The 20,652-nt window shown below is 62.5% G+C and carries 22 protein-coding genes; 17 read left to right on the top strand and 5 right to left on the bottom strand.

Annotated elements, in window-relative coordinates:
* Nucleotides 1–36: 36 nt before the first annotated feature.
* Nucleotides 37–744 (bottom strand): 5-formyltetrahydrofolate cyclo-ligase, encoded by a 708-nt coding sequence (locus ACEWPM_RS05970; RefSeq protein ID WP_393961518.1) that lies wholly within the window; start codon nt 742–744, stop codon nt 37–39.
* Complete coding sequence (locus ACEWPM_RS05965; RefSeq protein WP_393961517.1) at nt 741–1,778, bottom strand: NAD(P)H-dependent flavin oxidoreductase; 1,038 nt, start codon at nt 1,776–1,778, stop codon at nt 741–743. Before ACEWPM_RS05965 ends, ACEWPM_RS05970 begins: the two co-directional genes overlap by 4 nt.
* Before the next feature lie 340 nt (nt 1,779–2,118).
* Here ACEWPM_RS05965 and ACEWPM_RS05960 point away from each other — a divergent pair, with 340 nt between their 5' ends.
* Complete coding sequence (locus tag ACEWPM_RS05960) at nt 2,119–2,703, top strand: hypothetical protein (RefSeq protein ID WP_393961516.1); 585 nt, start codon at nt 2,119–2,121, stop codon at nt 2,701–2,703.
* Between the two features lie 9 nt (nt 2,704–2,712).
* Here ACEWPM_RS05960 and ACEWPM_RS05955 read toward each other — a convergent pair whose 3' ends face one another.
* Nucleotides 2,713–4,923 carry a heavy metal translocating P-type ATPase gene (locus ACEWPM_RS05955; RefSeq protein ID WP_393961515.1) on the bottom strand — a complete coding sequence of 737 codons (2,211 nt, stop codon included), beginning with the start codon at nt 4,921–4,923 and terminating at the stop codon, nt 2,713–2,715.
* Nucleotides 4,924–5,087: 164 nt separating this feature from the next.
* Here ACEWPM_RS05955 and ACEWPM_RS05950 point away from each other — a divergent pair, with 164 nt between their 5' ends.
* A complete protein-coding gene (locus ACEWPM_RS05950; protein WP_393961514.1) occupies nt 5,088–5,528 on the top strand; it encodes a MerR family transcriptional regulator in 441 nt (146 codons plus the stop codon).
* 162 nt (nt 5,529–5,690) lie between these two features.
* Here ACEWPM_RS05950 and ACEWPM_RS05945 read toward each other — a convergent pair whose 3' ends face one another.
* Complete coding sequence (locus ACEWPM_RS05945) at nt 5,691–5,861, bottom strand: hypothetical protein (protein ID WP_393961513.1); 171 nt, start codon at nt 5,859–5,861, stop codon at nt 5,691–5,693.
* Between the two features lie 113 nt (nt 5,862–5,974).
* Here ACEWPM_RS05945 and ACEWPM_RS05940 point away from each other — a divergent pair, with 113 nt between their 5' ends.
* From ACEWPM_RS05940 to ACEWPM_RS05925, 4 genes are all read left to right on the top strand, one after another.
* Nucleotides 5,975–7,006 (top strand): NADP-dependent oxidoreductase, encoded by a 1,032-nt coding sequence (locus ACEWPM_RS05940; RefSeq protein ID WP_393961512.1) that lies wholly within the window; start codon nt 5,975–5,977, stop codon nt 7,004–7,006.
* Nucleotides 7,007–7,031: 25 nt separating this feature from the next.
* A complete protein-coding gene (locus tag ACEWPM_RS05935; RefSeq protein WP_393961511.1) occupies nt 7,032–7,706 on the top strand; it encodes a type 1 glutamine amidotransferase domain-containing protein in 675 nt (224 codons plus the stop codon).
* Nucleotides 7,707–7,780: 74 nt separating this feature from the next.
* Nucleotides 7,781–8,377 carry an SDR family oxidoreductase gene (locus ACEWPM_RS05930; RefSeq protein ID WP_393961690.1) on the top strand — a complete coding sequence of 199 codons (597 nt, stop codon included), beginning with the start codon at nt 7,781–7,783 and terminating at the stop codon, nt 8,375–8,377.
* 159 nt (nt 8,378–8,536) lie between these two features.
* Nucleotides 8,537–8,827 carry a hypothetical protein gene (locus ACEWPM_RS05925; RefSeq protein ID WP_393961510.1) on the top strand — a complete coding sequence of 97 codons (291 nt, stop codon included), beginning with the start codon at nt 8,537–8,539 and terminating at the stop codon, nt 8,825–8,827.
* Between the two features lie 690 nt (nt 8,828–9,517).
* On the opposite strand, the gene ACEWPM_RS05920 is transcribed toward ACEWPM_RS05925, so the two are convergent.
* A complete protein-coding gene (locus ACEWPM_RS05920) occupies nt 9,518–10,018 on the bottom strand; it encodes a MarR family winged helix-turn-helix transcriptional regulator (RefSeq protein ID WP_393961509.1) in 501 nt (166 codons plus the stop codon).
* Between the two features lie 265 nt (nt 10,019–10,283).
* Between ACEWPM_RS05920 and ectA the strand changes: the two genes are divergently transcribed.
* The 11 genes from ectA to ACEWPM_RS05865 all read left to right on the top strand — a co-directional run bounded on the left by ectA (nt 10,284) and on the right by ACEWPM_RS05865 (nt 20,629).
* Entirely contained in the window at nt 10,284–10,814 is a 531-nt protein-coding gene (gene ectA / locus ACEWPM_RS05915; RefSeq protein WP_393961689.1) for a diaminobutyrate acetyltransferase, read from the top strand.
* A gap of 51 nt (nt 10,815–10,865) precedes the next feature.
* Nucleotides 10,866–12,152, top strand: coding sequence for a diaminobutyrate--2-oxoglutarate transaminase (ectB, locus tag ACEWPM_RS05910; protein WP_393961508.1), 1,287 nt, complete (start codon nt 10,866–10,868; stop codon nt 12,150–12,152).
* Nucleotides 12,153–12,156: 4 nt separating this feature from the next.
* A complete protein-coding gene (locus ACEWPM_RS05905) occupies nt 12,157–12,540 on the top strand; it encodes an ectoine synthase (protein WP_393961507.1) in 384 nt (127 codons plus the stop codon).
* 127 nt (nt 12,541–12,667) lie between these two features.
* Nucleotides 12,668–14,131 carry an aspartate kinase gene (locus ACEWPM_RS05900; RefSeq protein WP_393961506.1) on the top strand — a complete coding sequence of 488 codons (1,464 nt, stop codon included), beginning with the start codon at nt 12,668–12,670 and terminating at the stop codon, nt 14,129–14,131.
* Between the two features lie 342 nt (nt 14,132–14,473).
* Nucleotides 14,474–14,752, top strand: coding sequence for a protein-tyrosine phosphatase family protein (locus ACEWPM_RS05895; protein WP_420768009.1), 279 nt, complete (start codon nt 14,474–14,476; stop codon nt 14,750–14,752).
* A 106-nt stretch (nt 14,753–14,858) separates the two neighbouring features.
* A complete protein-coding gene (locus ACEWPM_RS05890) occupies nt 14,859–16,043 on the top strand; it encodes an ABC transporter substrate-binding protein (protein WP_393961502.1) in 1,185 nt (394 codons plus the stop codon).
* Between the two features lie 227 nt (nt 16,044–16,270).
* On the top strand, nt 16,271–17,053 hold the full coding sequence (locus ACEWPM_RS05885) for an ABC transporter ATP-binding protein (RefSeq protein WP_393961501.1): 783 nt from the start codon (nt 16,271–16,273) through the stop codon (nt 17,051–17,053).
* Between the two features lie 61 nt (nt 17,054–17,114).
* A complete protein-coding gene (locus tag ACEWPM_RS05880) occupies nt 17,115–17,939 on the top strand; it encodes an ABC transporter ATP-binding protein (RefSeq protein WP_393961500.1) in 825 nt (274 codons plus the stop codon).
* 4 nt (nt 17,940–17,943) lie between these two features.
* Complete coding sequence (locus tag ACEWPM_RS05875; RefSeq protein WP_393961499.1) at nt 17,944–18,318, top strand: hypothetical protein; 375 nt, start codon at nt 17,944–17,946, stop codon at nt 18,316–18,318.
* Complete coding sequence (locus tag ACEWPM_RS05870) at nt 18,318–19,328, top strand: branched-chain amino acid ABC transporter permease (protein ID WP_393961498.1); 1,011 nt, start codon at nt 18,318–18,320, stop codon at nt 19,326–19,328. The genes ACEWPM_RS05875 and ACEWPM_RS05870 overlap by 1 nt, the downstream gene beginning before the upstream one ends.
* The gene (locus ACEWPM_RS05865; protein ID WP_393961497.1) at nt 19,325–20,629 is read left to right on the top strand and encodes an ABC transporter permease subunit; all 1,305 of its coding nucleotides are present in this window, start codon (nt 19,325–19,327) and stop codon (nt 20,627–20,629) included. The genes ACEWPM_RS05870 and ACEWPM_RS05865 overlap by 4 nt, the downstream gene beginning before the upstream one ends.
* The last annotated feature ends 23 nt before the right edge of the window (nt 20,630–20,652 follow it).

Below are 20,652 nucleotides of genomic sequence, written 5' to 3'. Positions count from 1 at the left end.
CCCATTCTCGGGTGGCGGCGCCGTTGGTCCGCGTACTTAGGTGGAGTGGCCCGCCGGGAAGGTAGTGTTTTCCGTCACGATCATGTCCATCGCGATATCATGCGGCTGCGGAAAAATCGTCCCCAGTTCTGCCGAGGCATATCCAACCCCGATCTTGAACGGAGGCGGGTCGAGCGCGGCCAGGGTCCGGTCGAAATACCCGCCGCCATAGCCCAGACGGTAAGCCTCGCGGTCCCAGCCCACGAGCGGCGCGAGGGCGATAACCGGGTGCGCCACCGGCGCGTCATCGGGCGGCACGGGAATGTTCCAATCGCCGCGCACCATTTTCGTGTCGGGCGTCCAGAGCCTGAATTCAAGCGGCGCGGCCTTGGTAACGACCACGGGCAGCGCAATCCGGACGCCCTCGTGGTGCAGTTCTTCCATCAGGGGGCGCAGATTGGGCTCGCCCTTGATAGGCCAATAGGCCGAGAAGGTGAGGCCTTTGGCGCCGTTGAACTTGTCCTGCAGGATCTTGGCCACCCGACTCGCGATCCGCTGCGAGACAGCGTTAAGATCCTCAACGCTTAGCGCCTTGCGGGCAGCCAGCAGTTCCTGCCGCTTGGACTTGCGCCAGCGGGCCACATCATGCGCCTGTTCAGGATCGACTGCCATGGGGTCAAAATAGGCCGGATCGATCTCATGCGCCAGACATGGCGGGGAGGCATAGGTGCCAGATACCCGCTTTTTATCGGTTTTATCACTCATATGCGTTGCCGGTGCGCGGGCACCGCCCCCTTGTCAAGGCAGGTCATCGCTTCCTGCGCCATCTGCGTAACCCGCTGACCCGCCGGCAGGATCGACCGGATCAGACCGGCGCCCTGGCCCGCGTAATTCGGCATCGCCTCAAGATCGCCGGTTGTCGTGCGCAGGGGCGAGTCGGTGCTGTAGCGATAGCGGTTCTGCCCGTCTTCCCACGCGATGGTATCGCGGGGCAGGGTGTCCGGGTCATGGCCAATCAGCTGACCATCAAGCGTGTCGGTGATGCTGTTGCCAATCACGCGCACCGCAGCGCCCTTGGGCCAGTTCAGTACAAAGATATCGGTCAGAACCGTGTCCTCGCCTTCTGCCTCGACGACGCGCTGCTTGTGATAGGTATGGGCGAAGGATTCGTCCGTCGCCAGAAAGGCAGTGCCGCATTGCACGCCTTGCGCCCCCAGCATCAGCGCCGAGGCAAGGCCTTTGCCCGTCGAGATACCGCCCGACACCACGACAGGCAGCGCCGTCTCCTGCAGGATCGCCTCAGCCAGTGCGAAAGATCCGCAGCGGCCATGCACGTGCCCACCCGCCTCGATGCCTTGCGCGATGATGACATCGGCGCCGGCCTGTTCGGCCAGACGTGCCTGACGCATGCTGCCAACCTGGTGCAGCACCAGCGCGCCCTCGGATTTGACCCTGGCGATCACCTCGGCGCGCACGTCCCAAAAGAACGAAAAGGCGTCGACGCCCAGCGTGAGGCACTGATCGATCTGGGCATCCAGCAGCGCGGGGTCGGTCGCGGCGGGGATCAGGTTGACCGCAAACCGGCGGTCCGTGGCGGCCTGCAGCGCCGTGATCTCGGCGGCGATCAACGCGGGACTTTCGCGCACCATCCCGAGCGCCGCGAAGCCGCCCGCATTGGCAACAGAGGCGGCCAATTCCCATCGCGCCACACCGCCCATTCCCGCCAACAAAATGGGCAGATCACAGCCCAGCATGTCACATAGCGGTGTATGCAGGCGGGTCATCGGTTCCGGGATCATGGCGCAACTCCACAGGTCAGGCAGGCCGGGCGCCTGATCTGGCGCCGAACCGACATGGGTCAGGTTAGCGCGTTGGCCGCATCAATCTAACCCGGCGCCGCCATTTTCGTGACAGATGCGGCGAAAACTGGCCGTGCCTTTAAACGCGCGGCTCTCGGCATTAGGTTTCATAACGGCATTTGAATTCATAACACTGGATGCGAATGGGGCTGATGTGGTGGATTTGATACACAGGGGAGGACTGGCCGCTGCTGCGATACTGATGGCTATTTGCCTGTCTGCGCCAGCGGCTGGTGCGGCGAAAAATACGGAGCCCCGATCCGAGCAGGCGGCCGGGCTGATGTGGAACAGGTCCGGCTTGCCGGCCGTGTTCCCTTTGCAGGTCAAGACGCCGCCGGGGCAGGACTATTTCCTGACCTTGATCGATGCCAGCACCGACAGCCCCGCCCTGGCCGCCTATATCGAGGGCGGCACCTTCTTCAAGGTTCTCGTTCCCCCAGGCATATTCAGGGTGAAATTCGCCGCCGGAGACAAGTGGCAGGGCGAGGACGATCTGTTCGGACCTGGCGCGCAGACACAGATCTTTGAATTGCGCGATCCACTGACATTCGAGACGCGCGGCTACGATACCAAGGCAGGTCATCTGGTGGATCTGGTGGGCGCACCGCAGGGTGAAATTGTCGAAGCCAGAGTGAAGGATCAGCTGATCTGCCAATCCGTCCGGCTGGATTTTCCGACCTCGATTTACGAGGGTCTGGAGGTAGGGCGCGCTTGGGAAGTCGACCCGCCCGAGGATGTATGGGCGCATGGCAGTCGGGTCACCGGACGGCCGCTTGGTTTCTTCGAAAAGCTGCGCTATCCCGAAGACCTCCCGCCCTATACCGAGATGCAGGGTCTTGATGTGCAGTCGCGATATTGCAACTGACACAAGGGGTCATCCGCCCCCGCGCGCCCGGCGCCGGTCCGGATGGAAGCCCAGCAGGCGCAGCGCGTTCAGCGTGACCAGCACAGTCGCCCCGGTATCGGCAAGGATCGCAATCCAAAGCCCCGTCACGCCCAGCACGGTAGTGACCAGAAATACGCCTTTCAGACCCAGCGCGATGAGGACGTTTTGCCGGATATTGGCCATGGTCGCGCGCGATAGGCGCAGCATGGCGACGACATCTGCCACCCTGTTGCGCAGGAGCGCGCCATCCGCCGTCTCCAGCGCTACGTCCGTGCCCGAGCCCATCGCGATGCCGACATGCGCGGTGGCCAGCGCCGGCGCGTCATTGATGCCGTCGCCGACCATCATGACATGGTGGCCCGCGATCAACTCCTTGAGGGCGTCCACCTTGTCCTGCGGCAAAAGGCCCGCCTGATGCTGCAGCCCGATCTGCTGGCCAAGGGCCGCGCCGGTCCGGGCGTTGTCGCCGGTCAGCATGATGCTGGTCACACCCATCTGCGCCAGTTCCGAAACGGCGGCTGCGGCATCGCCGCGCGGCTCGTCGCGCAGCGCCAGAAGGCCCAGAAGGCGGTCCGAGGAAAAGACGGCGACCACGGTCTTGCCCTCGGCCTCCAGCGCCTCGGCCTGCGCGCTGCCATCGCCGGACATGACGCCTGCCTCCACCGCAAGGCGCGGTGCGCCGACAGTCCAGCGCGTGCTGTCCAGCACGGCGAAGGCGCCCTTGCCGGGGATGGCCCCGGCATCGCGGATCTCGGGCCAGTCGACGCCGTCCGCCTCGGCGCGGTCGGTGATGGCCTTGCCCAAGGGATGGCTGGCCCCTGTTTCGACGGCGGCGGCGATGCGCAGCACATCCCGCTCGCTCCCCGATAGCGCGACGATCTCGGTGACTTGCGGGCGGCCTTCGGTCAGCGTGCCGGTCTTGTCAAATGCCACCAGATCGGTGCGCGCCGCGCTCTCGATCACCGCGCCGCCTTTCACGAGCAATCCGTGCCGCGCGCCGGTTGAGAGCGCGGAGGCGATCGAGGCCGGAACCGAGATCACCAGCGCGCAGGGGCAACCGATCAGCAGGAGCGCGAGGCCGCGGTAGATCCACGTCTCCCACAGGCCGCCGGCCACCAGCGGCGGCAGCACCGCGACCAGCGCAGCGGCGCCGACGACAGCAGGCATATACCAGCGGCTGAAGCGTTCGATGAAGCGCTCGGTGGGCGCGCGTGTGCTTTCGGCCTCTTCCACGAGGCGGACGATCCGGGCGATGGTGTTGTCCTCGGCGGCGCGGCTGACGCGGACGCGCAGCTCGGCCTCGGCGTTGATCGACCCGGCAAAGACCTCGGCACCCGGCTCTTTCAGCACGGGCACGCTCTCGCCCGTGACGGGGCTCTCATCCACGCCCGAGGTGCCACTGGCCACGGTGCCATCCGCTGGCACGCGGTCGCCGGGCCGGACCTGCACGATCTGCCCGATGACCAGCTGCTGGGCCGGTACCTCACGGATGCGAGGGCCGACGACCACGCGCGCCGTCTTTGGCACCAGATCGGCCAAGGCGCGGATGCCGTCGCGGGCCTTGCCCGCGGCCAGCCCTTCCAGCATCTCGCCGACGGCGAAGAGGAAGACGACCAAAGCCGCTTCGCCCGCCGCACCGATGACAAGTGCGCCGAGCGCGGCAATGCTCATCAGCATTTCGATGGTAAAAGGCATACCTGAGCGCGCCATCAAGGCAGCTTTTCTGGCAATCGGCGCGACGCCAAGAAGCGTCGCCACCACGAAGGCCCAATGCGCGGCGGCACCGCCGATGATGAGCTCGACACTCCAGGCCAGCGCCAGCAAGGCGCCGGTGCCGATCAGCATCCGGCCCTTGCCGGTCTGGTACCACGAAGCCGCGCGTGGCGCCTCCCCCTCGGGCGCGCCGGGCTGCAGCGCCGCCTCGGCGCTATCCGGCAGAATGAATCCGCCCTTCGGCTTTTCCGGCGCGGCGCCCTTTGCCGCGATGCCGAAGCCCAGCCCCCGCACCGCCTTTTCGACTTGCGTCGCCGAGGTCTGATCCGCATCCAGCCGCAGGCGCAGCCGTTCGGCCATGAGGGCGACGTCCACCTCGCTGACACCCGGCAAGCGCTCAACCGCGCCGCGCACCTTGGCGGCGCACGCGCCGCAATCCATGCCTGTCACGCGCCACTCGATCGGATCGGGGGAAATGGTGTTCATGTCGTCTGTCCACGCCTTGTCTGTGCCATGGCAGGCAATGTAAGAGCTACAGCCGCTTTAGGTTCAAGGGGAGTTTCAAATTCTTTGCTCGCGCGAAAAATGCACCCGTACCATTGCCGGTATTGCGCGTAAAACCTACTATCTTCGTAGAATTTGGAGGGATCATGCTGACGATTGGAGCAATGGCAAAGCGGACCGGCAGCAAGGTGCAGACGATCCGCTATTACGAGCAGATCGGCCTGATGCCCGAGCCGGGGCGCACCGCAGGCGGGCAGCGCCGCTATGACGGGGCTGCGCTGGACCGGCTGTCCTTTATCCGTCACGCGCGCGATTTGGGATTTTCTCTGGGGGCGATACGAGAGTTGATCGACCTTTCGGACACCCCTGACCATGCCTGCGCCCATGTCGATGCCATTGCGCAAAAGCAGTTGAAGGCGGTCGAGGCGCGGATCGTGCGCCTCAATGCCCTGCGCAAGGAGTTGAAGCGCATGATTGCGGAATGCTCCGGCGGGGCGGTGGCAGATTGCCGCGTCCTTGAAGTCTTGCGCGATCATGGCGAGTGCCTGTCGGAACATGGCACGCAGGGCCTGCGCGAAATGGAGTGACCGGCCGGGGCGCTGCGATCCAGGCTTCCGGCGCGTACCGGGCGCCTGTTTCACGGTAAATGACGGCAGGACCGATAAATCATGATGCTGCCCTCGGGGAGCCGGGGAACGCGAATGCGGTTCTTGCCTGAAAAGGCATCGACGCCAATTTGAAACAGCAGGTTATAGCCGATCACCTTCGGTTATCGGCGCGTTGAGCTGGCCGATCTGCTTGCCGAATGTGCGGATGCGCAAGGCCTCGGGCCCCTCGAATTCGTCCGGAAAGTTCAGCGAGAAAAGATCGTTTGCATAAGCGAGCCGAACGGGAAGCGTGCCAAAGCCGAGGGTTTTCAACTGGCGCAGATGATCGCACCCCTGACGTTGCGGCGATCATGGAGCCAAATGGCCGCCGCCGCGTTGATCCAAGACCCGCCGTACCACGGGCCGGCGGAAAAAGGAGACAAGCCATGACACAATCCGATACCCAGAACCGAAAATTCGTGCTGGCCGAGCGCCCCGAGGGCGAGCCGGATGATAATACCCTGCGCCTGGAGACCGAGCCGCGCCCCCAAGCTGGCAAGGACCAGATGCTGTTGCGCAACGTGTATCTATCGCTTGACCCCTATATGCGCGGCAGGATGAGCGATGCGCCCTCTTATGCCGATCCGGTCGAGATCGGCGAGGTCATGGTTGGCGGCACGGTTGCCGAGGTGATCACCTCGAACATTGAGGGGTTCGAGGCCGGTGACTGGGTTTCGGCCTTTGGCGGCTGGCAGGATTATGCTCTGTCGAGTGGCGAGGGCGTAATCAACCTGGGCAAGAATCCCGACAATCCGTCTTGGGCGCTGGGCGTTCTCGGCATGCCGGGGCTCACCGCCTGGTCGGGCCTGACCCAGATCGGCCAGCCCAAGGAGGGCGAAACCCTCGTGGTTGCGGCGGCCAGCGGCCCGGTGGGTGCTACGGTAGGCCAGATCGGCAAGATCCTGGGGTGCCACGTTGTTGGCATCGCGGGCGGGCCCGAGAAATGCGGCCATGTCGTCGATAATATGGGCTTCGACGCCTGCATCGACTACAAGGCCGATGGCTTTCCGGACGCTCTGAAGGACGCGGTGCCAGATGGCATCGATATCTACTACGAGAATGTCGGCGGCGCGGTCTTCGATGCCGTCTTGCCGCTGCTCAATACCTCGGCCCGCATTCCGGTTTGCGGCCTCATCTCGCAATATAACGCTACGTCACTGCCTGACGGCCCCGATCGCCTGAGCCTGCTGATGGGAACCATCCTGCGCAAGCGAATGACCCTGCGCGGCTTTATCGTCTTCAACGATTTCGGCCACCTTTACCCCGAATTCGCCGACCAGATGGGCGAATGGGTGAGCCAGGGCAAAATCCAGTATCGCGAAGAGGTGATCGACGGCCTGGAACAAGCACCGCAGGCATTTGTTGGTCTGCTCAATGGCAAGGCTTTCGGCAAACGCGTCGTCAAGCTGAGCGACTGAAACACGATTTGCAAAGGCACTTTCAATGAAAATTCTCATGGTTCTCACGTCGCACGACAAGCTCGGCGACACAGGCAACAAGACGGGCTTCTGGCTCGAGGAGTTCGCTGCGCCCTATTACGTCTTCAAGGATGCGGGCGCAGAAATAACGTTGGCCTCGCCCAAGGGCGGCCAGCCCCCGCTGGACCCGACAAGCGACAGCGACGATGCCCAGACCGAGGCGACCAAGCGCTTCAAGGGGGATGATGCGGCGCAGAAGGATCTGGCCAATACCGAGATGCTTGCCGACGTATCGGCAGCCGAGTTCGACGCCGTCTTTTATCCCGGCGGACACGGACCCCTGTGGGACCTGTCTGAAAGCGCGGACAGTGCGAAGCTGATCGAGGCATTTGCCGCCAGCGACCGACCCGTCGGCGCGGTCTGTCACGCGCCCGCTGTTTTCAAGCACACCAAAGGGGCGGGGGGTGCGCCGCTCGTGTCGGGCAAGAGCGTCACCGGCTTCACCAATACCGAGGAAGAGGGCGTCGGCCTTGCCGATGTCGTACCGTTTCTGGTCGAGGACATGCTCAAGGCAAAAGGCGGCAACTACAAGAAAGGCGACGACTGGACGTCCTTCGTCGTGGTCGATGGCAAGCTGGTAACCGGTCAGAACCCGGCCTCATCCGAAGAGGCGGCCCGAAAGTTGCTCGCACTACTGTGAAGAAGGTCGGCAAGGGGATCGCGGCGCGATGTCCTTGCCACCCTGACATTTTTCAGAAAAATAGGAGATCGAAAATGAAAATCCTCGTCGCCGGAGCGACCGGCAAAACCGGCCTGAGAGTGGTCGATGAATTGAAGAGCAAGGGCCATTCGCCCATCGCATTGGTGCGCGAGACGTCTGATACGTCGACCTTGCCAACGGACATCGAGCTGCGCAAAGGCGATCTGACGAACTTGCAGGATGGGGTTTGTTCCGGTTGTGACGCTGTAATCTTTGCGGCTGGATCGGGCGGCGATACAAGCGCCGAGATGACCGACAAGGTTGATCGCGACGGTGCGAAAAAGCTGATTGATCTGGCCGTCAAGGCGGGCGTGGCGCGGTTTGTGATGCTCAGCTCCGTCGGGGCGGACAATCCCGATCCTGATAGCGACCTAGGCCACTACCTTATGGCCAAACATGAGGCGGATGAGCATCTGAAGGCGTCCGGTATGGGGTATGCCATTGTTCGGCCTGTCAACCTGACGGATGATGATGGCTCCCGTGACATGGTGTTCGGAGACGCAGTGGACGCCCAGGGAAAGGCGGCACGGGGCGATGTGGCCCATGTCCTCGCCAACGCCGTCGAGGACGATCGCTGGGCTGGCAAAGCGCTGCTCATGCAGTCGGTGTGACAGGCCGGATGATGCGTCTGGAGTACCGGGCCTTACCGCCTCAACAGCTTCAAGCCGGGCGTCTCGGCCGATCTGTCGCGCTTTGAGAACAATTGGAACAGCGAGGTCGCGCATGTGGGTGGGTGGCGCCGGCCGGCGCTCCTCGGCACCAACGCGCGCATGACAGCCGCCGCCTCGGGCGATGTCGATCTGGTCGACAAGGTCGATCTTAAGACCGCCAACCTCATGACGCGCAAGCACGGCGTGACGTTTCACTTCTACGCCCGGTTCCGCGCGATCGCGCCGCGCGTCATTCAATTGCAACGCCGGGCGGCGCCTCGCCGGATTTCCGGAATTTCGACTATCGCCGAGGTGGCGCCGGGCTGTGGCCGTGTATGGACGATCCATTGCAGGGCATTCGCGAACGCTCTGAGAGGATCGCCTTGTCTGCAAGGCTCTGAGCCGCCGTAGTCTTCTGCGCTTCGACCTGTTGGCGCCACCCTCCGCGCCCGTCGTGAGAAATGTCCAGTGGCGTGCCTGCGCGTCGCCCTGTTGGTCATCGCGATGTCACGCATCTCGTTGTCATTCACGAACATCCTGAAGATGCCATGTCGAACGCGCGCGCGTCTTCCAGGCCGAGTGGGCAGGGTGGTTGCGGACCATTTTGATTATCTGCTCACCCGAAGTCTCGCGAGTGGTGCGCTCGACATGCGTCATGCCCTGTCATGTCGCAAACCTTGCCAGCCAGGCAGAGTCAGGTTTGAAACCGGGAGCGTCGCTATGGACCGGACGCAAACATTTGCACGCCGGGCCTTCCTGTCGTCACAAAGTGTTGGGTAGGGAAAGGGTGAGAGGCTGGACAACTGATCGAGGTTAGCGAAAACAATAACGTATATGGATTATTGTAACTGTGCAACCAACCTGAATACGGTCAATATAATGTAGCCCGGCTTTGATCTGTAGCCCATTATCCTGTCGCGCGTCTTTGCCGCTGCCATGTAGCTATTGCTCATAATCACCAGGCCGCAGGATGACCGGGGATACGGTCCGGATGCACGGGAGTTACCGACTCATTCGCCGTGGTCATGATCATCGTATAGGTTCGAGAAAACCGCCCTATGCTGCCCGATCCATTCCGGCGCAGAACGCGCTTTTGAAATATCAGTCAGGAAGCGGCAGGTCTGGCGATTGGGCCCGATGTATCTCTCCCATGTCGAGCAGGGGCGATGCGTCCAAGGCCGACGCATTCAGCATGGATACCACCCGTTCCAGCGCGGCCACGATCATTGCCTGCTCCCAATCTTCCAACGCCTCGAACTCGTCGACATATTTCTGCTGAAGGGGGTCTGGCACGCCTTCGATCGTGCCCCGCCCGGTGTCGGTCAGCACGATGTTGGTCTGGCGCCGGTCGACATCCGAGCGCTGGCGCTCGATCATTGACTTGGCGGCGAGCCTGTCGAGCAAGGTGGAGACCGTAGCCGGGCTGACGCCCAACTGCTTTGATATCTCCTTTGGCGTGACGCTGTCACGGCTCAGCACGATTTGCAGCACGCGAACCTGCACCGGGGTCAGTCCCGCCGTCCGGGCCAGCGTGCGGCCGTAGAGTTCGGTGGCCCGCAGGATTCGGCGCAGGGCGATGAGGGAAATGTCGGTCCGATCCACACACTCTCCTGCACCAGATCACAGAGGTAAACTACAGATTCAAGCTCTGGTTCGCAAGGTAATTTTTTAGTTAGCCTAACAAACTAAAGGATATGTAAAAAGCGCGGTGTCGCACTGGTGTCTGCGTTAATGAGATATCAAGTATAGGTAATATAACGATAAAAAACAGTTGGAATATTATTGCTTAGCCTAATTGATTTTATGATGAAGGTTCGTATATCTATTCACCTGAACGAAGCAGAAGCCGAGGTAGCCCGTGGTCGATATCCACCAGATCAAGTCGCGTCACGATGACGTTCAGTTCCGCAAACCCGACGCCGAGGACGGCGCGGCTATTTGGGAGTTGATCGCGGCGTGCAAGCCGCTCGACGAGAATTCTATGTATTGCAACCTGATCCAGTGCGATCATTTCCGCGATACCTGCATCCTGGCCGAACTGGACGGCACGCCGGTCGGCTGGATTTCCGGCTATGTCCTGCCCAATGATGCGGAATCGTTCTTTGTCTGGCAGGTCGCCGTCTCGCAAAAAGCGCGCGGTCTGGGCCTGGCCTCGCGGATGCTGGAGCAATTGCTGGCGCGCGACGAATGCCAGGGCGTGACCCGGATGCAGACCACGATCACCAAGGACAACGACGCAAGCTGGGCGCTGTTTCGCAGCTTCGCGGACGCGCAGGACGGCGAACTGGACCATGAGGCCCATTTCGAAAAAGACACCCATTTCAAGGGCGAGCAGGACACCGAGCACATGGTGACGATCCAGCTGCCCGAGTCCGACGAGCTGGGGGCGGTGGCCTGAACGCCGCGCCTGATGCCGGACCGAATACCCACAAAAGAAGAGGAACCTGTTATGACGACTGAGACTTCAGCCGACAAGACCATCTTTGAGCGCCGCGAATCCCAGGTGCGCAGCTATTGCCGCAGCTTTGACGCGGTGTTTGACCGCGCCATAGGCTCGACCCTGCTTGATGCCGAGGGCAACAGCTATACCGATTTTCTGTCGGGCTGTTCGTCTCTGAACTATGGCCACAACGACCCTGATATGAAGGCCGCGCTGATGGCGCATATCGCCGATGACGGCATCACCCACGCGCTGGACATGTATACCGGCCCCAAGGCCGCCTTCCTTGAGACGTTCGAGCGGCTGGTGTTGGCCCCGCGCGGCATGGACCACAAGGTGATGATGACCGGCCCCACGGGCGCCAATGCGGTCGAGGCCGCGATCAAGCTGGCGCGCAAGGTGACGGGCCGCACCAACGTGATTTCCTTTACCAACGGCTTTCACGGAATGACCCTCGGCGCGCTGTCGCTGACCGGCAATTCGGGCAAGCGCGGCGGCGCGGGCCTGCCGCTCAACGGCGTGACTCATCTGCCTTACGAAGGATCGCTGGGCGAGGATGTGGATACGCTGGCAATGGCCGAGGCCATGCTCGACAACGGCTCCAGCGGGATCGACGCGCCTGCGGCCTTCGTGCTGGAACTGGTTCAGGGCGAGGGCGGTCTGACTGCCGCGTCGCGCGAATGGGTCGTGGGGATCGCAAGGCTGGCCAAGAAGCACGGCGCCAAGCTGATCGTCGACGACATTCAGGCAGGGATCGGCCGCGCCGGGAGCTTCTTCAGTTTCGACGGTATGGATGTCGAACCGGACATGATCCCGATGGCGAAATCGCTGTCCGGGTTTGGCTTGCCCTTCGCGCTGACGCTGGTGAAGCCCGAACTGGATGTCTGGACGCCCGCCGAACATAACGGCACGTTCCGGGGCAACACCCATGCGTTCGTGACCGCAAGGGTCGCCTTGGAAAAATTCTGGTCTGATGATGGGTTCAAGGACGAGATCGCGGAAAAAGCCGCTGTCCTGACCGACGGCTTGCAGCGCATCGCCGACATGATTCCCGGTGCGCGGCTGAAGGGGCGCGGCATGATGCAGGGCGTCGATGTCGGCAGCGGCGATCTGGCGGGCGCAATCTGCGCCGAGGCGTTTGTGCGCGGGCTGGTCATCGAGACGTCCGGCGCCGAGGACGAGGTCGTCAAGGTGCTGGCGCCGCTGACCACGCCGATGAAGCAGTTCACGGCAGGGCTGGATACGCTCGCCGACGCGGCGCGTGCCTGCGTCGAAACCAAAATCGCAGCGGAGTGAAATCATGATCGTTCGTGATATCAAAGACCTGAAAAATACTGACAAGGACGTGCATGATGCACAGTGGACATCCGTGCGGATGTTGCTGGCTAGTGACGGAATGGGGTTTTCGTTCCACATCACCACTCTGGAGGCCGGTTCGGAACATACGTTTCACTACAAGAACCACTTCGAGAGCGTCTATTGCATGTCGGGCACCGGCTCGATCACCGATCTTGCCACTGGTGAGACGCATGAGATCCGCCCCGGCGTCATGTATGCGCTGGATCAGCACGACAAGCATATCCTGCGCGCCGAGGAGGAATTGGTGATGGCCTGCTGTTTCAACCCCCCTGTGACCGGCAACGAGGTCCATCAGGCGGACGGCTCTTACGCCGCTGCCGACTGAACGGGAACTCAACCCCGTCGATCCCAAATCGCCGATGGCAGGGGGCGCGCAACCGCGCGCTCTGCCATCGGCATGTCGCGCATTCAAAAGAAATGAGGCGCCCCGGTTTTTGCGGGGGCGGACATATATGAGCAAAGATACCCATACCGTTGAAAAGATCGGCGGCACGTCCATGAGCCGTTCGGCAGACCTGTTGCAGCCCTTGCTGCTGAACGACGGCGGCGATCCTTATGGCCGCATCTTCGTCGTGTCGGCCTATGGCGGCATCACCGACATGCTGCTGGAGCACAAGAAAACCGGCGAGCCGGGCGTCTACGCCCATTTCGCCAATGCCGAAAACGCTCATGGCTGGTCCGACGCTCTGAGCCGCGTGGCACAGGCGATGAATGACGCGCACCGCCAGGTTCTGGAGGCGCCGGGCGATATTCGGGCGGCGGATGATTTCGTGCGCGAGCGGATCGAGGGCGCCCGGTCTTGCCTGATCGACCTGCAACGCCTGTGTTCCTATGGGCATTTCCGTCTGAGCCAGCACATGGGCATTATCCGCGAGCTGCTGTCGGGCCTCGGAGAGAGCCATTCGGCCCATGTGACGACGTTGCTGTTGCGAAGCGCAGGGGTGAACGCGCGCCTCATTGATCTGAGCGGCTGGCGCGACGACCGCGAGGTCACACTGGATCAGCGGATCAGCCAGGCGTTCCGCGATGTCGATTGCACCCGCGAATTGCCGATCGTGACCGGCTATGCGCAATGTTCCGAAAACCTGATGACGCTCTACGATCGCGGCTATTCCGAGGTCACGTTCAGCCGCCTCGCCGCCCAAAGCGGCGCTGCCGAGGCGATCATCCACAAGGAATTCCATCTCTCCTCCGCCGACCCGAAAAAGGTCGGGCTGGAAAACGTCAAAAAGCTGGGCCGCACGAACTACGACGTCGCGGACCAGCTGTCGAACATGGGCATGGAAGCGATCCACCCTTCGGCGGCCAAGACATTGCGTCAGGCGGGCATCCCGCTGCGCATCACTAACGCGTTTGAACCAACCGATCCCGGCACCCTCATCGACGACGCCCCGGCGCAGTCCCCGCAGGTGGAAATCCTGGCGGCGCTCGATGTCTTTGCACTTGAGGTGTTCGAGCAGGACATGGTCGGTGTCAAAGGGTATGACGCGACGATCCTTCAGGTGCTGACCCGGCACAAGGTCGATATCGTCGCCAAGACGTCGAACGCCAACTCGATCACGCACTATGTCGATGCATCGCCAAAACTGCTCAAGCGGGTCGAAAACGATCTGATCACCGAGTATCCCACGGCATCCGTCACGACCCGCGGGCTTTCGGTCGTGGCTGCCATCGGGCGCAATCTGAGCGGGCTGAACGCCCTCGCGCGCGGACTTGCCGCGCTGGAGCGTGCCGATATCACGCCGGTCGCCGTGCAGCAGGGGCCGCGCAACGTCGACATTCAGTTCGCCATCACCCGCGAGGATGCGGACGCCGCCGTCCGGGCGCTGCACGACGCCCTGATAGAGAGGGACAACGCAGGCGAGCAGGTCGAGCCGGGCACGAAGGGCAAAGGCAAGCCGCGATTGGCAGCATGACGTCTACGAGCTACGGCGCCAAAGGATTGCGAAGGACTGACGGCGGGCAGACATGCGCGTGCGACACATTCGCCGCAGGCAGTCTGTAGGATGGCGGGGGATGACCGGGTTCGTCATTCACGCGCTGCTGGTCCTGCGCGGCATCCTGGCGATCGCGCCCTTGCCGGGATCGGGGGGCGACTATGGCGCCGATCCGGCACATTTCGATGATTGGCGCCCGGCAATGGTGATCAGCATGGCGACGTCTGCCGAACTGGCAGCCGGCGGAGCCGCCAATCTGGGCCACGACGTCATGCTGCTGGACATACGTTGGGTGCATGTGCCGCCCCCCTTGATCACGCGGTGCCCGACATCGAGGCCGCGCCCAACCGGAACCCGGCCGAGCCTGTGGCATTGTCGGCGCTGCGCGGTGGCGGGCGCGTTCTGTTCCATTGCCCGGGCGGGTGCGGCCGGTCCGGCATGGCCGCGCTGCGCCTGATGATCGCGGCCGCAGAGGCGCCGGATGCCGCTCAGGAGCGGCTCCGCGCCCGGCGCCCCTGCGCGGTAGAGACATCCGCTCAGATGCGCTGGCCGCTCAGGGGGCAGGCCGTGGCAGGCAGCAGCGCCTATGTGGCCGCATGATTGCCTGCGATGCGGCTTTGCCTAGCGAGGAAAAGAATCTTTTCTTTTTCAAAATGGGGCCTTAGGCTCCGGGGTGAAGTCAAGTTCACTCAAAGGGAGAAGAAAAATGAAAAAACTTCTTATGGCCAGCGCAGCCGCCGCACTAACGGCGGGAATGGCCCATTCCGAGGACGTCAAGCTGGGGATTCTGCTGGGGTTTACGGGCCCGCTGGAATCCATTTCGGGTGACATGGCCGCCGGGGCGAACCTTGCCATCGCGCAGGTTAACGAGTCCGGCAATTTCCTAGATGGTCAGACCGTCAGCTCGGTCGAAGGTGACACCGGCTGCATCGATGCCAGCCTCGCCGTGGCCTCGGCCGAACGCCTGATCACCTCTGACGGGGTCAAGGGGATCATCGGCGGCATGTGCTCGGGCGAGACGGGCGCGGTCCTGCAGAACGCGGCCATTCCCAACGGCGTCGTCATGATTTCGCCCTCCGCGACATCGCCGGCGCTGAGCACCGTCGAGGATAACGGCCTGTTCTTCCGCACGTCGCCATCGGACGCGCGCCAGGGTCAGGTGATGGCCGATATCCTGAACGATCGCGGCATCACGGAAGTCGCCGTCAGCTACACCAACAACGATTACGGCAAGGGGCTTGCCGACAGCTTTGAGGCCGCGTTCACCGAGTCCGGCGGCACCGTCACGATGAACGCCTCGCACGAGGACGGCAAGGCCGACTATTCCGCGGAGGTGGGTGCGCTGGCATCTGCGGGCGGCGAAGTGCTGGTCGTGGCGGGATATATTGATCAGGGCGGCGCGGGCATCATCAACGGCGCGCTTGATTCGGGCGCGTTCGATACGTTCATGTATCCCGATGGCATGGTGTCCGAGGCGCTGGAGAAGAATTTCGCCGAGCAAACCGAAGGCTCCTTTGGCCAGCATCCAAGCGCGGAGGGCGATGGCCCGGTCAAGTTCCAGGAAATGGGCAAGGAAGCAGGCTTTGATGCGACCGGCGCGTTCGCTCCGGAAAGCTATGACGCGGCGGCGCTGATCCTGCTGGCGATGCAGGCCGCAGGCTCGACAGATCCCAACGTCTATAAGGACAAGGTGATGGATGTGGCCAACGCACCGGGCGAAGAGATCATGCCCGGCGATCTGGGCCGCGCGTTGCAGATCCTGAAGGATGGCGGCGACGTGGATTATACCGGCGCGTCAGCGGTTGAGTTCATCGGCGGCGGCGAAAGCGCGGGCAACTATCGAGAGATCGAGATGAAGGACGGCAAGATGGTGGGGGTCGGCTACCGCTGATCCATCGGGAAAGCGAGGTTTGCCGGCCCGCGATGCATTTCGGGCCGGCAGCGTCACATTGGCTGTGCCGGGTCCGGACTATCGGACTGTTGCGCCGTCCTTGTGAGATTCTATAAAGACAGGATCTGCGCGTGCGCTCGGACGATATGCCGGTCGCCCGGCAGCGCAAACCATAAAACCGCCCGCGATGCATTTGCACGGACAGGGGGACCACAGGGAGAAGATGGATGATCGTTGTCGAGGATCTCCACAAGCATTTTGGGGGCTTTCACGCGGTCGATGGCGCCAGCCTGTCGTTTGACGAGGGCTCCATCACCGGGCTGATCGGGCCGAACGGCGCGGGCAAGACGACGCTGTTCAACGTGATCGCGGGTGTGCACAAACCAACATCGGGCCGTGTCACGATGGGGGGGGAGGACATCACCGGGCTGCCGCCGCATGATCTGTTCCACAAGGGCGTCTTGCGTACCTTTCAGATTGCCCATGAATTTCATTCGATGAGCTGCCGCGAGAACCTGATGATGGTTCCGGGAGGCCAGTCGGGCGAGCGGCTGTGGAACACGTGGTTCGGGCGCAAGCGGATCGCGGATGAAGAGCGCGCGCTTGCGGCCCGCGCCGACGAGGTGCTGGAATTCCTGACCATCGAGCATCTGGCCGAGCAGAAGGCCGGGCAAATCTCGGGCGGGCAGAAAAAGCTGCTGGAGCTGGGACGCACCATGATGGTGGATGCGCGCATCGTCTTTCTGGACGAGGTGGGCGCGGGCGTGAACCGGACCCTTCTGAACGTCATCGGCGACGCGATCCTGCGCCTGAACAAGGAACGCGGCTATACCTTTGTGGTGATCGAGCATGACATGGATTTCATAGCGCGCCTGTGCGATCCGGTGATTTGCATGGCCGAGGGCCGCGTTCTGGCGACCGGAACGCTGGAGCAGATCAAGGCCAACGAACAGGTGGTCGAGGCGTATCTGGGGACGGGCCTGAAGAACCGCGATGCGGTGAGCGCATGAGGCTTCTTGTCGGCCGTTGGCATGGGGGCGCTTGCCCGGGATATTTGGAGCAAGAAGAAGCATGAGCAGCGATCCCTATGGTGATCGGGGCAACAAGGATGCCTCCATTGCCAATCCGCGCGGCGGCAGCACGTCGCATCCGGTCAAGCGGGGCGGCCATGCCTTGGCGGCCCCGGGTGGCCCGTTCCTGATCGGCGAGGGCATGACGGGGGGCTATGGCAGCGGCCCGGACATCCTGCACGACTGCACCATTGCTGCTGAAAAGGGCGAGATCGCCGTGATCGTCGGCCCGAACGGCGCGGGCAAGTCGACGGCGATGAAAGCGGTATTCGGCATGCTGGATCTGCGCGCCGGGCATGTGCGGCTGGACGGCGAGGATATCACCGCGCTGTCGCCGCAGGACCGGGTGCGCAAGGGCATGGGATTCGTACCGCAGACGAACAACATCTTCGCTTCCATGACCGTGGAGGAGAATCTGGAGATGGGCGCATTCATCCGCACCGACGATTTCCGCGGCACGATGGAGCAGATCTATGATCTGTTTCCGATCCTGCGCGACAAGCGCAATCAGGCCGCGGGCGAGCTGTCTGGCGGGCAGCGCCAGCAGGTTGCCGTCGGCCGGGCGCTGATGACGCAGCCCAAGGTCCTGATGCTGGACGAGCCGACGGCGGGCGTCAGTCCCATCGTCATGGACGAGCTGTTCGACCGCATCATCGAGGTGGCGCGCACCGGCATCCCGATCCTGATGGTCGAGCAGAACGCGCGCCAGGCGCTGGAGATTGCCGACAAGGGATATGTGCTGGTGCAGGGGGCCAATGCCTATACCGGCACCGGCAAGGATCTGCTGGCGGACGAGGATGTGCGCAAGAGTTTTCTCGGAGGGTAAGCGGATGCTGACCGTTATCACATGCGTCATACCGCTTTTGTGCAGTCCCGATGGTGCCTGCGATGCTCGCCCTGAACTCACGGCAGATGTCCGGGTTCGTTTTGCCGATGAGGTCTCGATTGCGGAGTTCTGGACCAATTCTTTGCCGAACGCCGAACCATGGCCGGCCATAATCGCGAAGCATGGGTTTCCAAGCAACGCGCGCGTCTTTTTCACAAGTGGTGTTATCCACGGCAGTTGTATGCTCTTCACCGTCGCGGACAGGGAGGATCCCACCGTGGCGCATGCACAAATCAGCGTCTTACCGGCAATTTTTTCTGGCGAGGTAAGCTCTTATTCCGGCTATGGAACTTGCCGTATCGAAGTGGGCTCAATCTGATGGATTTTCTCAACGCGTTCATCGCGCTTTCCAACTACGTGCTGGTTCCCGGCGTCGCCTATGGCAGCCAGTTGGCGCTCGGCGCGCTGGGCGTGACGCTGGTTTACGGCATCTTGCGGTTTTCGAACTTTGCCCATGGCGACACGATGGCTTTCGGCGCGATGGTCACGGTGCTGGTCACGTGGTGGCTGCAGTCACTGGGCGTCAGCCTGGGGCCGCTGCCGACCGCGCTGTTGGCGCTACCTGTCGGGATCCTGGGCACGATTGTCTTGCTGCTGGTCACGGATCGCGCCGTTTACCAGTTCTACCGCGAGAAGAAGGCCAAGCCGGTGATCCTCGTCATCGTGTCGATGGGCGTGATGTTCATCATGAACGGCATCGTCCGCTTTATCATCGGCCCCGACGACCAGCGGTTTCTTGATGGCGAGCGGTTTTTGGTTTCCGCCCGCACGTTCAAGGAAATGACGGGCCTCGATGAGGGCCTGGCGATCAAGTCCACCCAAATCATAACCGTGATCACTGCGGTTGTCGTCGTCGCGCTGCTGTTCTGGTTCCTGAACCGCACGCGGGCGGGCAAATCCATGCGCGCCTATTCCGACAACGAGGATCTGGCGCTATTGTCTGGGGTCAACCCCGAGCGTGTCGTGATGTTGACCTGGATCATCGTGGCGGCGTTGGCGACCATCGCGGGAGTGCTTTACGGGCTGGATAAATCCTTCAAGCCGTTCACATATTTCCAGTTGCTTTTGCCGATCTTCGCCAGCGCAATCGTGGGTGGCCTTGGCAGCCCGCTGGGCGCTATCGCGGGCGGTTTCGTAATCGCTTTCTCGGAGGTGACGATCACCTATGCGTGGAAAAAGGTGCTGGGCTACATGATGCCCGAAAGCCTTGCGCCGGACGGGTTGGTGCAACTCCTGAGCACTGATTACAAGTTCGCGGTCAGTTTCGTCATCCTGCTGATCGTGCTGCTGTTCAAGCCAACGGGATTGTTCAAGGGGCAGTCAGTATGAGCGACATGGTTAAAAACACCGGCCTCTTCGCCATCGTCGGCGTGCTGATCCTGCTGACCGGTGTCCTGCAAAGCTGGAACGCGGCGATGTTGATCCTCAACATGGGGCTGATTTCGGCGATCATGGCATTGGGGGTGAACCTGCAATGGGGCTTTGCCGGGCTGTTCAATATCGGCGTCATGGGCTTCGTGGCGCTCGGCGGGCTGGCGACGGTTCTGATCTCGATGCCGCCGACGACCGAGGCATGGGCCGCGGGCGGCCTGCGCGTGTTGCTGGCGCTGGTGCTGGGGGCGGCGACGATCGTGGCTGCGGTGCTGCTGTATCGCGCGATGCGTGCGGGCTGGCTGCGCAGTGTTGCGATGATCGCGTTGCTGGTCGCGGGATTTTTCATCTACCGCGCCGTTCTGGATCCGGGGGTGGGTGCGATCGAGGCGATTGATCCGGCGGCGACAGGGTATCTGGGCGGTCTCGGCCTTCCGGTGCTGCTGGCTTGGCCCGTTGGCGGGCTTTTCGCCGCAGGCGCCGCATGGCTGATCGGCAAGACGGCGCTGGGTCTGCGGTCGGACTATCTGGCGATTGCGACGCTGGGCATTGCCGAGATCATCATTGCCGTGATGAAGAACGAGGATTGGCTGTCGCGCGGCGTCAAGAACGTGATCGGCGTGCCGCGCCCCGTTCCGTTCGAGATCGATCTGCAGAACGATCCTGGCTTTGTGGAGCGCGTCGCCGCAATCGGGTTCGATCCGGTCGAGGCGTCGACGATCTATGTCAAGCTGCTCTATGCCTGTCTCTTTCTGGTCGTTCTGCTGGTCCTTCTGTGGCTCGCGCAAAAGGCGCTGGACAGCCCCTGGGGCCGAATGCTGCGCGCGATCCGCGACAACGAGGTTGCGGCCGAGGCGATGGGCAAGGATGTGAAAAAACGTCACTTGCAGGTCTTTATCCTTGGTAGCGCGATATGCGGCATCGCGGGCGCGATGATGACCACCCTGGACGGGCAGTTGACGCCTAGCAGCTATCAGCCGCTGCGCTTTACCTTCCTGATCTGGGTGATGGTGATCGTCGGCGGATCGGGCAACAATTTCGGCGCCGTGCTGGGCGGTTTCCTGATCTGGTTCCTGTGGGTCCAGGTCGAGCCGATGGGCAGGCTGTTGATGGACCTTATCACGTCGGGCATGGCGGATGGCTATTGGCTGAAGACGCATCTGCTTGAATCGGCCGCACATATGCGCCTGCTGACGATGGGTGTCGTGCTCCTGCTCGTGCTGAGGTTCAGCCCGCGCGGATTGATCCCGGAAAAATAAGGCGTTTCGCGAAAGACCCGCGC

The sequence above is a fragment of the Roseovarius maritimus genome (assembly GCF_043355895.2).
Taxonomy (GTDB): Bacteria; Pseudomonadota; Alphaproteobacteria; order Rhodobacterales; family Rhodobacteraceae; genus Roseovarius; species Roseovarius maritimus.
The sequence above is the reverse complement of the archived record's forward strand: the minus strand, read 5'-3'. Positions and strand labels throughout refer to the sequence as shown.

Bases quoted from the DNA above. Each gene is read 5' to 3' on its own strand.
- ACEWPM_RS05970 (WP_393961518.1), bottom strand. From the start codon at position 744: ATGAGTGATAAAACCGATAAAAAGCGGGTATCTGGCACCTATGCCTCC.
- ACEWPM_RS05965 (WP_393961517.1), bottom strand. From the start codon at position 1,778: ATGATCCCGGAACCGATGACCCGCCTGCATACACCGCTATGTGACATG.
- ACEWPM_RS05960 (WP_393961516.1), top strand. From the start codon at position 2,119: ATGTGGAACAGGTCCGGCTTGCCGGCCGTGTTCCCTTTGCAGGTCAAG.
- ACEWPM_RS05955 (WP_393961515.1), bottom strand. From the start codon at position 4,923: ATGAACACCATTTCCCCCGATCCGATCGAGTGGCGCGTGACAGGCATG.
- ACEWPM_RS05950 (WP_393961514.1), top strand. From the start codon at position 5,088: ATGCTGACGATTGGAGCAATGGCAAAGCGGACCGGCAGCAAGGTGCAG.
- ACEWPM_RS05940 (WP_393961512.1), top strand. From the start codon at position 5,975: ATGACACAATCCGATACCCAGAACCGAAAATTCGTGCTGGCCGAGCGC.
- ACEWPM_RS05935 (WP_393961511.1), top strand. From the start codon at position 7,032: ATGAAAATTCTCATGGTTCTCACGTCGCACGACAAGCTCGGCGACACA.
- ACEWPM_RS05930 (WP_393961690.1), top strand. From the start codon at position 7,781: ATGAAAATCCTCGTCGCCGGAGCGACCGGCAAAACCGGCCTGAGAGTG.
- ACEWPM_RS05925 (WP_393961510.1), top strand. From the start codon at position 8,537: ATGACAGCCGCCGCCTCGGGCGATGTCGATCTGGTCGACAAGGTCGAT.
- ectB (WP_393961508.1), top strand. From the start codon at position 10,866: ATGACGACTGAGACTTCAGCCGACAAGACCATCTTTGAGCGCCGCGAA.
- ACEWPM_RS05905 (WP_393961507.1), top strand. From the start codon at position 12,157: ATGATCGTTCGTGATATCAAAGACCTGAAAAATACTGACAAGGACGTG.
- ACEWPM_RS05900 (WP_393961506.1), top strand. From the start codon at position 12,668: ATGAGCAAAGATACCCATACCGTTGAAAAGATCGGCGGCACGTCCATG.
- ACEWPM_RS05890 (WP_393961502.1), top strand. From the start codon at position 14,859: ATGAAAAAACTTCTTATGGCCAGCGCAGCCGCCGCACTAACGGCGGGA.
- ACEWPM_RS05885 (WP_393961501.1), top strand. From the start codon at position 16,271: ATGATCGTTGTCGAGGATCTCCACAAGCATTTTGGGGGCTTTCACGCG.
- ACEWPM_RS05880 (WP_393961500.1), top strand. From the start codon at position 17,115: ATGAGCAGCGATCCCTATGGTGATCGGGGCAACAAGGATGCCTCCATT.
- ACEWPM_RS05875 (WP_393961499.1), top strand. From the start codon at position 17,944: ATGCTGACCGTTATCACATGCGTCATACCGCTTTTGTGCAGTCCCGAT.
- ACEWPM_RS05870 (WP_393961498.1), top strand. From the start codon at position 18,318: ATGGATTTTCTCAACGCGTTCATCGCGCTTTCCAACTACGTGCTGGTT.
- ACEWPM_RS05865 (WP_393961497.1), top strand. From the start codon at position 19,325: ATGAGCGACATGGTTAAAAACACCGGCCTCTTCGCCATCGTCGGCGTG.